Consider the following 11511-nt stretch of genomic DNA (forward strand, 5'->3'; position numbering starts at 1 on the left):
GGGCTTGGCCCGTTTGGTGCGTTTTACGTAGGTCATTTTTTCCTCTATGGTGGCAGTGTCCTGCCAAATGACCGTTTACACAAAACTAATTACACCCTCGGTGGCGCCGCAAAAGGTCGGCATCGTGCTGATTGCATTTGGCGTCAACGATACCACTGGGTTCCGCTCCTGCCGCCGCTATCGTGCCGAACTGTTGCAATTGATGCGTGATTTGCAGGCGCGTGTCGCGCCCCGCCTGATCGTCATTTCCGGAATTCCGCCGATCCACGCTTTCCCTGCCTTGCCCGAGCCGCTGCGCTATGTGCTCGGCATCAAAGCCAAGGTGCTCGACGCAACGGTCGAGCACCTGATTGCCAATCTCCCTACCGATTTGATGACTATGGGGGTGACGCGGGTGCCGCTGCTGATCGATATCAACGATCGCAACCTGATGGCTTCCGACGGCTACCATCCTTCAGTGAGCGGCGTTGCGTTATGGGCGCGTCAGCTGGCCACTGCGGTCGCCGCCCATCTGAAATCCATCAAGAAGATCAAGGCCGCGCAGGCTGCGGCCAGCAAGCTGGGATGACGGCCTGCCAGATTTATTTCAGCCACTGGTTGAAGAGCTGGTCGTATTCGCCGGTGGCCTTCACCTGATGCAGCCAGGCGTCGACAAACTCCTTAAAAGGCACGTCGCCGCGTGGCAGCATGAACGCTTTTTCGATTTGCGGCGCTGACAATAGCACCCAACTGGCGTAACGATGTGGTGCTAACTTTGTTTGCGACCAGTCTCGGGCAAGCCAGGTTGCTGCGCCATATGTTTGCCGATAGCGAGTAAAACACCGGCCCGTCCAGCGCCGCGTGCACCGCAGTCTCGATGGTATTTTCTCCGGCTTGTGTTGCACATTCTTCAGGCATCGAAGCCGAATTCATCCGCTGTCGTTTGGGCAGCTCATCGCGGCTCGCTTCTTCCGCGATGAGCTGCATCAACACCTCTGCAGGAGTTATCCATGATCCAATTAAAAGATCTTGCATTGTTTCGCCAGCACGCCATATCGACGGCGAGTGCTGCAACGCCGGCAGCGGCAAGGCCGGTGCCGGGAGCAATCCTGCCACCGGCGCAACCATCGGCAGCGTGCCAATGAGGGGGGGATTACCAGGGCATCACATACCTTTGCATGGGAGGTATCTGAGAGAGGGATTGCAGCCGTCGCAGCGCTCGTCGGTCGCTACACCGGTTTGAAAGCGATTGAGCGCCGCCATCGCGTTAAAGACAGATGACGGGTTTTTGAATAAGTAACATCTGGTTACCGAAGTTACACCGGCAGAAAGCATCCCGGCCGCAGCTATCGGTCTAATGGGCTCGTTATTGCATTTACGGCACCAACGTTCCTTTCATCGATACGGCGGAAAAACATGGACTGGCACCATCAATTGCTCGACAGCGTTGTCTGGCTTGGCAAGGCGTTCTGTATCAGCTGGTTGGCAGTCGCCTGCCTGGCTGCCTTGCTAGGAAAATTCACGGATTGGGGACGGCAGTTTTTACGGGTGACCTGGGCCTGGTTTTCGCCAGCCAGAAGTTTGTGGCTGTTGGCGATATTGTCGCTACTGATCCTGATGACCCTGTTCTCGGTACGGATGGACATTCTGTTCACGTTTTGGAACAACGGCATCTACACGGCGATGCAGGATTTCAATGCTGCGACATTCTGGTCGCTGCTGGCGGTGTTCGGCGTCCTCGCCGCCATTCATGTGGCGCGCGCCTTAGTTAACTTTTACATCAGCCAGGCATTTCAGATTCATTGGCGCGTCTGGCTTACCGAAACCCTGATGTCGCGCTGGCTCGACAAACAGGCCTACTACCGCAGCCAGCATCTGCCAAACCGCACCGATAATCCCGACCAGCGCATCCAGCAAGATGTCGCAAGCTTCATCAGCAGTTCCCTTGCGCTGTTCCTCGGATTGATCAGTGCCGTGGTGTCGCTGTTTTCATTCACGCTGATCTTGTGGGGATTGTCTGGCACGCTGACATTGTTTGGCGTGGTGATCCCACGCGCGATGACTTTCCTGGTTTATGTCTACGTGCTGATTGCCACCATCTTTGCCGTGAAACTGGGTCGGCCATTAATCAAGCTGAACTTCATGAGCGAAAAGCTGAATGCCGATTTCCGCTACGCGCTGATACGGCTGCGCGAATACGGCGAAAACATAGCTTTCTTCGGCGGCGAAGCAGTAGAACATAGGACCTTGCTAAACCGTTTTTCCAGCGTCATCGACAATACCTGGGCGATCGTATTTCGCGCCCTCAAATTCCAGGGCTTCAATCTCGGCGTCAACCAGCTTGCCGTGGTCTTCCCGATGGTAGTGCAGGCACCGCGCTTCTTCAGCAAACAGATCACGCTGGGCGATCTGATGCAGACCGCGCAAGCCTTCGGTCAGGTACAGGATTCTTTATCTTTTTTCCGTTCCTCGTACGATGATTTCGCCAGCTACCGCGCCGTCGTCAATCGTCTCACCGGCTTTCTCGATACGGTCGACGCCGCCGATCAACTGGCCATGCCAGAGATCAGGCATCAAGGCCGGAATTTCGGCGTCGAATCGCTTAACGTCAACAGTCCAAGCGGCGCTCCCCTCACCGCAAATCTCAATCTCAGCCTGGCACCCGGCACCGCACTGCTGGTGCGCGGCGCATCCGGCGTCGGCAAGACTACACTGCTGCGCGCCATCGCCGGCCTGTGGCCCTACGCCAGCGGCAACATCATCTACCCGGCCGGCCAGCAATCGTTGTTCCTGCCGCAAAAACCCTATCTGCCGCTGGGAACCTTGCGCTCGGCCCTGTATTACCCGCTGGCCGCACCAGCCCAGGCCGACGACAGCGCAGTCCGCGCAATTCTGGAACAGATCCAACTCGGCCACCTGGCAACCCAGCTGGATGTTGAAAATGCATGGACCAACATCCTGTCGCTTGGCGAACAGCAACGCCTGGCAATCGGCCGCGTGTTGCTACATCGGCCGCCACTGGTCTTCCTCGATGAGGCCAGCTCCGCCATGGACGAAGGCCTGGAACACGCGATGTACAGCTTGCTGCGCAAGGAACTGCCGCAACTCATACTGATCAGTGTGGGGCATCGCAGCAGTTTGGCGGCGTTTCATGGCGGCGAGTTGATGTTGCAGGGTGGCGGCATATGGCGGTTGAGTCACTGACTATAAGCGCTGCCAGCCGGCGTTTTTATCGCAGAAATCCAACACTCTGAGCATCGCCGCGGCGATTTTTTGCCCGAATTTTGGCGGCGCGAACAAAAAATAATGCCGATTGATATAATGTTGCTTTGCATCATTTTCCCGGTGCACGCCTCAGACCGCCCTGCCGTTCAAGCTATTCAGGCGGTTCCATTTGCGGATCCTCATCATGTTGTCTTTACCACTCCTCGCACTTGCTGTCGCCGCTTTTGGTATCGGCACAACCGAGTTCGTCATCATGGGCCTGCTACCCGATGTGGCGCGCGATCTGGGGGGTGACGATTCCGGCGGCAGGGATGCTGGTGACCGGTTATGCGCTGGGGGTCACCATCGGTGCGCCGATTGTCGCCATCGCCGCGGCCAATATGCCGCGCCGCCTGGCCTTGCTAAGCCTGATCGGCTTATTCATTATCGGTAACGTGATGTGCGCGTTGTCGCCGAACTACGCGGTGCTGATGGTGGCACGGGTGGTGACAGCGTTTTGCCATGGCGCTTTCTTCGGTATCGGCTCGGTGGTGGCGGCCGGACTGGTGGCGCCGAACCGGCGGGCGCAGGCGATTGCGCTGATGTTCGCTGGTCTGACGCTGGCCAATGTGCTGGGCGTGCCGTTTGATACGGCGCTCGGTCAGCAGTTAGGCTGGCGTTCAACCTTCTGGGCGGTGACCGTGATCGGTGTCATGGCGGCGGTCGCACTTGCGCTGTGGCTGCCGAAGAAAATCGCTATGCAAAAGACCAGTCTGCTGCAAGAATTTTCCGTATTCAAGGACAAGCAGGTAGTGATGGTGCTGGCCATCAGCGCGCTGGCGTCGGCCAGTCTGTTTGCGGTGTTTACTTACATCACACCTATCCTGGAAGACGTTACCGGTTTGACGCCGCACTCGGTGACATTGGTGCTGCTGGTGTTCGGTCTCGGTCTGACGGTCGGCAGCGCGCTTGGCGGCAAGTTAGCTGACTGGCGTTTGCTGCCATCGCTGATCGCGTTCTTGGCCGCATTGGCGGTGATCCTGACTGTGTTGACGTTAACCATGCACGCACCGCTACTGGCGGTGATGACGATTTTCATATGGGGCGTACTGGCGTTTGCTATCGTACCGCCGCTGCAGATGCTGGTGGTAGAGCGCGCCAGCGCCGCGCCTAATCTGGCTTCAACGCTGAACCAGGGGCCTTCAATCTTGGCAATGCAGGTGGTGCCTGGTTGGGCGGCATGGCGATCAGTGCCGGCTTCCAGCTGACGACGTTACCTTACGTTGGCGTGCTATTGGTGGTGCTGGCATTGGGCCTGACGTTATGGTCGGCCTCGATTCAACGCGGCGCTAGCCTGGCGATGACGCCGAGCGAGTAACTCCCGCCTCTGGCTTTTGTCGACGCCGTCTAAAATCATTCATTAGTTGCAGCAACTGTCGCAGCTCACGGTTTGGGTGAGATAATAAGTAGTTGCCATATGTATTTTGATGAATTGCGGGACTGTTCCAGGCGCTGCCGCGCTGCGGTTTCGATTGTCTCCAATTATTGCAATTATTGCGCCGTCCTCAACTGATAATCGCTCCTATGCCACAATTTGCTCCTCTCAAGAATGACACCTTTCTGCGCGCTTTGCTGCGCCAGCCGACTCAATATACGCCCTTGTGGCTCATGCGTCAGGCCGGTCGCTACCTGCCGGAATACCGTAAGACGCGCAGTCGTGCCGGCTCGTTCATGGGGCTGGCAACCAATCCGGATTACGCCACCGAAGTCACACTACAACCGCTTGACCGCTTTCCGCTGGATGCCGCGATTCTGTTTTCCGACATCCTGACCGTGCCCGATGCAATGGGGCTGGGTTTGTACTTCGCAGATGGCGAAGGCCCAAAATTCGAACGTCCGTTGCGCGATGAAAAAGACGTCATGGCGCTGCAAGCGCCTGACTTGGGCAAGCTCGACTATGTGTTCAACGCAGTCACGCAAATCCGTACCGAACTGAATGGCCGTGTGCCGCTAATCGGCTTTGCCGGCAGCCCATGGACGCTGGCCTGCTACATGGTGGAGGGTGCTGGCTCGCGTGAATTCCATACCGTCAAGACCATGCTCTATAACCGCCCCGACCTGATGCATCGCGTACTCAGTACCAACGCCGCCGCGGTGGCTGCCTACCTTAACGCACAGATCGATGCCGGTGCCCAGGCTGTGATGATTTTCGATTCATGGGGCGGGGCGTTGGCCGATGGCGCATATCAGGAATTCTCGCTGCGTTATATGCAGCAAGTGGTGAGCCAGCTCAAGCGCGAGAAAGATGCTGTGCCGGTTCCAGCTATCGTTTTTACTAAGGGCGGCGGGCTGTGGCTGGAGCAGATTGCCGACATCGGCGCCGATGCGGTCGGCCTTGACTGGACCGTCAATCTGGCTGATGCACGCGCCCGGGTCGGACAACGTGTGGCATTGCAGGGCAACCTCGATCCGGCGGTGCTGTTCGCCAATCCTGAGCAGATTCGTAATGAAGTCGAGCGTTTGCTCACCTCTTATGGCGCGCCAACGGCCGGTAGTGGCCATGTATTTAACCTTGGGCATGGCATTTCGCAATTCACGCCACCGGAATCGGTTGCCGTGATGGTCGACGCGGTGCATGAAATCAGCCGCAAGATACGTCGATGAGGGCCGCCCGTGTGGTCAGCGGTTTGAGCGCGCAACTACCACATAATTGCGCGCGGGCAGCACCTGAACTGACTGCCGGGTCAGCTAGCCATTAGCTGAAAGTGAGCCTGCCTAGCACATTTCTCGACTGAATTGGCTCTTGACGGGCTCTAGTTATGCACAAATTAAATGTCCTGCGCTAAGGTAATTATTTATATCTATATTTATTATTTGCTGTCTCAGTCTGTTTTGTAACTATTTGATTTAAAACGATTAATTTTCTGCTTTTAGTTTGGGCAGTTTATTGAAACCCGCATCAGATATGCGTCTGCAGCCTGTCAATAGCAACTTACCCACAAAGTTATCCACAGACATTGTGGATAATTTGAAAAGCGCTTATGAAACCGTGAGTTAGCTCATTTCCTCGGGAACCACATTAAGTTCGTGAAACAAAGCATCTTAAAAATTGTCCTGGACACCCCGTTGGATAGTAGCTTTGACTATCGCTGGCAGGCCAGCGACGACACTGAGCCTATGCCTCAAGTCGGACAACTGGTGCAGTTGTCATTTGGTCGCCGTGAAGTGGTCGGCTTAATCGTCGGTAGCGGTTCAGAGAGCGAAGTCCCGCTTGAGAAATTGAAAAATGTGCAAGCAGTGCGTCATCAGTTGCCGCCGTTGTCTGGACAATGGCTGGCCTTGTGCCGCTTTGCCGCCGATTACTACCAGCGGCCTTTGGGCGAAGTGGCGTTGCCCGGATTGCCGAAGAATCTGCGGGCGCTGACCACCGTGGCGTTGGATCGCGGTTTAAAAAAACTGCAGCAAAGCGGCGTCGTGCACGATGCCACGCCGATTAACGTTGCCCGGTTGAATCCGGCTCAGCAGCTTGCCGCTGACGCCATTGCCAGCGCTGACGGCTTTGCGCCGACGTTGCTATACGGCGTCACTGGCAGTGGCAAGACAGAAGTATATTTGCAGGCTGCGGCGCAAATTCTGGCGCATAGCGACACTGGTGACGATAACTTGTCGCAAATCTTGATTCTGGTCCCCGAAATCAATCTGACGCCGCAACTTGAGGGCAACATCCGGGCTCGCTTTCCCGGCGTCATGGTGGCGACGCTGCACAGCGGCCTCGCCGAAGGCGAGCGCATGCGTCATTGGCTAGCGGCGCATCTGGGGCAGGCGCGGATCATTCTCGGCACGCGGCTGGCGGTGCTGGCGTCATTGCCGCATCTGAAGCTGATCGTCATCGACGAAGAACACGATCCATCCTATAAGCAGCAGGAAGGTTTGCGTTACTCCGCACGCGATCTGGCCGTATGGCGCGCCCACCAATTGCGGATCCCAATTGTGCTGGGCTCGGCTACACCCTCGCTGGAAACCTGGCATCACGCGCAGTCTGAGCGTTACAAAAAACTCGAGCTACGCGAAAGGGCAGTCAAGCATGCCGTGTTGCCGGCAGTGCGCCGGATCGACATGGAGCGCGGCAAACCGAGCGAAGGTTTGACCTCTACCTTGCTAACGGCGCTCAAGCAAAGACTGGAGCGCGGCGAACAATCGTTGCTGTTCCTGAACCGACGTGGCTATGCCCCTGTGATTGCCTGCGATGCATGCGGCTGGGTCAGCAACTGCACCCGCTGCACTTCGTTCATGGTGCTGCACAAACCTGAACATCGACTGCGTTGCCATCATTGCAGCCTGGAGCTACGCATTCCAAAATCCTGCCCGACCTGCGGCAACGTCGATTTGCAGCCGCTGGGGCGCGGCACGCAACGCCTGGAAGAGGGATTGCAGGCGATGTTCCCGCAAGCGCGCGTGTTGCGTATCGATGCCGATTCGACGCGGCGCAAAGGCAGCGCCCAACAGGCGTTCGACACCGTACATCGGGGCGATGTGGATATCCTGATTGGCACCCAGATGGTCGCCAAAGGTCACGACTTCAAGAACCTGACCCTGGTCGGCATTCTGAATCCCGACACCGCCCTGTTTTCGCACGACTATCGCGCTAGTGAGCGCCTGTTTGCTCAGCTCATGCAAGTTGCCGGCCGCGCCGGGCGGGCGGCGCAAAAAGAGGGCGGCAGTCCGAGCGAAGTGCTGATTCAGACGCGCTATCCGCAGCACCCGCTTTACGCGGCGGTCATCGCCCACGACTACGATCACTTCGCCAGTTCATTGCTTCAAGAGCGTCAGCAAGCTTGCCTGCCGCCCTATATTTACCAGGCGCTGTTGCGCGCCGAAGCGAAAGAACTGCAAACGGCGATCGAATTTCTACAGTATGCCGCAAATTGTATCGAACATGAGGGCATCACGATCCACGATCCGATCCCGATGACAATGACCCGGGTCGCCAATGTGGATCGTGCGCAATTGCTGGTCGAATGTCCGTCGCGCCCAGGCTTGCAGGCATTCCTGAGCGACTGGATGGCCTTGTTGCGGCAGGTCAAGACGCGTGCCAAGTGGTCGCTGGAAGTGGACCCGGTAGATATCTGACGATGGTTGATGGCGTATCGCAGGCGGGTTCACCCCCGCGCCCAAGGTGCCTGCGCAACTGGGCATCCAGGGCAGGAATCGAAGTCGCTGGATGAGATCGTAAAAATGGACACCATGCTCGCGTGAATGCCAAGAGTGGCCAGGCAGGTGCCGTTGCCGTATCACCTTTCACTGCGCGGCACTGTTTTAATTGCCTCTTTGTTCCGGCACCGAGCGCGAAAAGATCCGTACAACCGAATCTATATGCGCCCGCATCGCCCGCCGCGCGGCGACCGCATCGCGTGCCTGAAGCGCCGTCAGGACCAGTTGGTGTTCGTGCTCCGAGCGATTTGGCATATCTTTCGATGTATATAAAGTCTGCAAGCGCTGGAACATCATGCCGTATTTACGCCCCAGCAGATGGCTGACCAGCAGCAGGTAGGCCGGATTGCCGCTGGCTTCTGCAATGCGAATATGGAACAAGCGGTCGCCGGGATGGGTCTGGGAGCCATTGTGGTTATCCTTGACATTGCGGGCGAATGCGTCGGCGATGCTGAGTAGCTGCTCGTCGCTAGCGTTGACTGCGGCCAGCGCCGCTGTTTCCGGCTCCACTAGTTGCCTTGCCTGCAGCAGCTTGAACGGCGGTATTTCATCGTCGAGTTCGCGGCCGATTTCGATGTCTAGCTCAGGATCGATCTCCCAACCGCTGCGGCTTGCGGCCTGCTTCAATGCCGGTGCGTTGGGTTCGCCGCCAAGTGCTGCTTCCTGGCGCGGTAACACCACTACGCCGTTACCGACACGCACACTGACGATGCCGATTACTTCCAGCGCAATAAGCGCTTCCCGCACGGAGGTGCGGCTAACGCCGAACTGCTTGGCGAGCTCGCGTTCGGGCGGCAAGTTGGCACCAGGGCCATACTCGCCGCGGCCTATCATGTCGCGTAGCTGATCGGCAATTTGCTGATAGAGGCGGCGGTTCTGTATAACTTGTATGGGCATGGCAGCGGTGAATGATATTTCTCATATTGTGCCATGCCGCCGTGTGAGCGAGCGCAACGGCATCGCGCCGTCGGTGAATTTCCTTCAAATCCGATTGTCTGGGCCCCACTGCGCGTTTACAGACAATACAATCAATGCATTTCAATTAACTCATTTAGGCGGCAACAGCACTTGCGACTGGTTTATTGTCGCAAATCGACAGGCGCTCGGATCTGCTGGAAGAAACCAGTCGAAGTGTCCCGGCGGCTGCACTTTATCGCCGCTGACTGTTGCGTAGTAGCGGCCTAGTTCTATGTCGTTACGCAAGCCCAATTTTTTCATCGCTGCCGTTTTTTGCAAGCTGACCGTCTTGACGCTTTTGCTCAGGCGCTCGGAAATTTCGCGCAGGCTATTCCCGACTGCATACAAACGTAACACCTCTGTCTCGCGTGGGCTCGGAATGCTGCTTTTAGCTTGCGAATCAATTCCCTGGTTCAGCAACGCCCGGAACGATGGACCAATGTACGGCGTGTTGTTACCGAGATGGCGGATTGCTTTGTTGATCTCCGGTATTTCATCGCTTTTGTGAAGCAACCCGTTGGCACCGCTCTGTATTAACTGATGCAGCACCGCCGGGATGACGTTCACGGTAAGCACGATCAACCATTTTTGAGGGTAGTGGCGTTTTATATACGACAGTAGGTGCAGGCCGTCGCTGATGCGAGTCATAGGCATCGAGAATTCGGTAATGACAAGGTCGCACGGTGTTGAGTCAAGGCACTTGATGAGTGCATCGGAACTGGTCACGCTGGCGACAACGCCGCAATTTGGCACCTGCTCAAAATATGCGCGTACTCCAGAGACAAATAAGGGGTGATTATCAGCTAGAACAATTTTCATGTTGATGTCGCTTTCAACAACGTCATGCTGGAAAGGTGCAGGCGCCGGACCGTTTGTAGAACCGTTTATAGTTTAGGAACGCCGGCAACGTGGAACTGTAAATGCTGGAAATGATTTTAGATATTTTGCCATTTTGTTATCATTTAAGCCAGGTTTTTACAGCATAAACTTATATAATCGACAATCATGCTCGAACATAATTTGAAAAACGAGGAGGAGGTAGCCTTCTCGGTGATGAGTTGACCCTTCATTAACCGGAGAAAATCCCATGATCAAGATCATTCTGGCAGACGATCAACCAGCAGTAATCTCGGGGGTGCAGAAATATATCAATGAAATGCCGGGCTATATGGTGGTGGCATGCGTTTCGACAATTGATGAGTTGGCAATGCGCTTGCGAGACACCCCGTGCGACATGCTAATCACCGAATTCTCCATGCCCATCAACCGTATTGGCGCCGGTTGTGCATTGCTGAATCTGCTGCACAATGATTATCCGTCGATCGATCTGATTGTCCTGACGATGCTCGATATACCTGCGGTGTTGTACCAAATCAGTACCGTTGGCGTGAGGGGTTTGATCCACAAGAGTGACGAGATCGCCGAGCTCGGCAAAGCGATCCATGACGGAACACGCACTACCCCGTACATCGGACGTTCAGTACAACGACTCTTGCGTAAAGGGCCGAGCGGAAAATTGCCAACCAGACGTGAAGCCGAGGTGTTCAAAATGTATGTGGTGGGTAATAGCCTGAGAGAAATCGCCCACAGCCTCAACAAAAGCGTCAAGACTATCGGTTTGCAAAAGAGTTCTGCCATGAAGAAACTTGGCTTGCGCAACGACATCGAACTGGGCCGATATTGCTGCACCATGGAACGCATTCGTCACGTCGCATGATATTTTGTGCGAACGCCAGCGGTTAAAACGAGCGCTGGCGTTCGGAGCCGTTATACTTGTGAAGATCGCCGGCAGGTCCGGTCATCAGAAAGTAAGCGCAATGAACGGTACCAGACAAGAGCCCAACCCCGCCAACCAGCATTCGTCCAAGCACGAAATCCGTCCTGGCCAGTCGATTGAGCTACTCAAGGAACTGCACATCCTGACACGCGACGGTAAATTGAACCAAGACAGCCGTCGCAAGCTCAAGCAGGTATATCATTTATACCAATTCATTGAACCATTGCTGCAGGAAATCCAGCACGAAAACGCCGGTGTTCAACTTGTGTGTTGACGCCGACCGAAAACTGACCCATTTATAGGTGTTGTGCCGACTCAAAACTGACCCAGGTGTTCTACTGCTCCTGCCTACTCATTAGGCGGGAGATATACAAGGTGATCAC

At 55.9% G+C, this 11511-nt stretch carries 8 protein-coding genes and 3 pseudogenes; 8 read left to right on the forward strand and 3 right to left on the reverse strand.

Annotation, left to right across the window (positions count from 1 at the left end; genetic code table 11):
- The first annotated feature begins 67 nt into the window (after positions 1–67).
- Positions 68–568 carry an SGNH/GDSL hydrolase family protein gene (locus tag ACIQ0R_RS07350; RefSeq protein ID WP_395825626.1) on the forward strand — a complete coding sequence of 167 codons (501 nt, stop codon included), beginning with the start codon at positions 68–70 and terminating at the stop codon, positions 566–568.
- Positions 569–581: 13 nt separating this feature from the next.
- Here ACIQ0R_RS07350 and ACIQ0R_RS07355 read toward each other — a convergent pair.
- Positions 582–701 (reverse strand): annotated as a pseudogene (locus tag ACIQ0R_RS07355) (ArtI protein); the annotation flags it as partial.
- Positions 702–989: 288 nt separating this feature from the next.
- Here ACIQ0R_RS07355 and ACIQ0R_RS07360 point away from each other — a divergent pair.
- The 5 genes and pseudogenes from ACIQ0R_RS07360 to ACIQ0R_RS07380 all read left to right on the forward strand — a co-directional run bounded on the left by ACIQ0R_RS07360 (position 990) and on the right by ACIQ0R_RS07380 (position 8313).
- Entirely contained in the window at positions 990–1124 is a 135-nt protein-coding gene (locus ACIQ0R_RS07360; RefSeq protein WP_395825629.1) for a hypothetical protein, read from the forward strand.
- A 271-nt stretch (positions 1125–1395) separates the two neighbouring features.
- Positions 1396–3183 (forward strand): ABC transporter ATP-binding protein/permease, encoded by a 1788-nt coding sequence (locus ACIQ0R_RS07365; RefSeq protein WP_395825632.1) that lies wholly within the window; start codon positions 1396–1398, stop codon positions 3181–3183.
- 208 nt (positions 3184–3391) lie between these two features.
- Positions 3392–4561: pseudogene (locus ACIQ0R_RS07370) on the forward strand (MFS transporter).
- A gap of 206 nt (positions 4562–4767) precedes the next feature.
- Entirely contained in the window at positions 4768–5847 is a 1080-nt protein-coding gene (hemE, locus tag ACIQ0R_RS07375) for a uroporphyrinogen decarboxylase (protein WP_395825635.1), read from the forward strand.
- 423 nt (positions 5848–6270) lie between these two features.
- On the forward strand, positions 6271–8313 hold the full coding sequence (locus ACIQ0R_RS07380; RefSeq protein WP_395825638.1) for a primosomal protein N': 2043 nt from the start codon (positions 6271–6273) through the stop codon (positions 8311–8313).
- Positions 8314–8499: 186 nt separating this feature from the next.
- Here the strand turns inward: ACIQ0R_RS07380 and ACIQ0R_RS07385 are convergent, their stop codons facing one another.
- A complete protein-coding gene (locus tag ACIQ0R_RS07385; protein WP_395825641.1) occupies positions 8500–9291 on the reverse strand; it encodes a FadR/GntR family transcriptional regulator in 792 nt (263 codons plus the stop codon).
- Positions 9292–9441: 150 nt separating this feature from the next.
- Positions 9442–10170 carry a response regulator gene (locus ACIQ0R_RS07390; RefSeq protein ID WP_395825644.1) on the reverse strand — a complete coding sequence of 243 codons (729 nt, stop codon included), beginning with the start codon at positions 10168–10170 and terminating at the stop codon, positions 9442–9444.
- 268 nt (positions 10171–10438) lie between these two features.
- Between ACIQ0R_RS07390 and ACIQ0R_RS07395 the strand changes: the two genes are divergently transcribed.
- Both ACIQ0R_RS07395 and ACIQ0R_RS07400 read left to right on the forward strand, forming a co-directional pair.
- Positions 10439–11068: a response regulator gene (locus ACIQ0R_RS07395; protein WP_395825648.1), complete on the forward strand. Its 630-nt coding sequence runs from the start codon at positions 10439–10441 to the stop codon at positions 11066–11068.
- A 100-nt stretch (positions 11069–11168) separates the two neighbouring features.
- Positions 11169–11396, forward strand: a pseudogene (locus ACIQ0R_RS07400) (SAM-dependent methyltransferase); the annotation flags it as partial.
- Positions 11397–11511: the final 115 nt, after the last annotated feature.

It is taken from the genome of Collimonas sp. (genome assembly GCF_044339385.1).
Taxonomy (GTDB): Bacteria; Pseudomonadota; Gammaproteobacteria; order Burkholderiales; family Burkholderiaceae_D; genus Collimonas.

Bases quoted from the DNA above. Each gene is read 5' to 3' on its own strand.
- ACIQ0R_RS07350 (WP_395825626.1), top strand. From the start codon at position 68: ATGACCGTTTACACAAAACTAATTACACCCTCGGTGGCGCCGCAAAAG.
- ACIQ0R_RS07360 (WP_395825629.1), top strand. From the start codon at position 990: ATGATCCAATTAAAAGATCTTGCATTGTTTCGCCAGCACGCCATATCG.
- ACIQ0R_RS07365 (WP_395825632.1), top strand. From the start codon at position 1,396: ATGGACTGGCACCATCAATTGCTCGACAGCGTTGTCTGGCTTGGCAAG.
- hemE (WP_395825635.1), top strand. From the start codon at position 4,768: ATGCCACAATTTGCTCCTCTCAAGAATGACACCTTTCTGCGCGCTTTG.
- ACIQ0R_RS07385 (WP_395825641.1), bottom strand. From the start codon at position 9,291: ATGCCCATACAAGTTATACAGAACCGCCGCCTCTATCAGCAAATTGCC.
- ACIQ0R_RS07390 (WP_395825644.1), bottom strand. From the start codon at position 10,170: ATGAAAATTGTTCTAGCTGATAATCACCCCTTATTTGTCTCTGGAGTA.
- ACIQ0R_RS07395 (WP_395825648.1), top strand. From the start codon at position 10,439: ATGATCAAGATCATTCTGGCAGACGATCAACCAGCAGTAATCTCGGGG.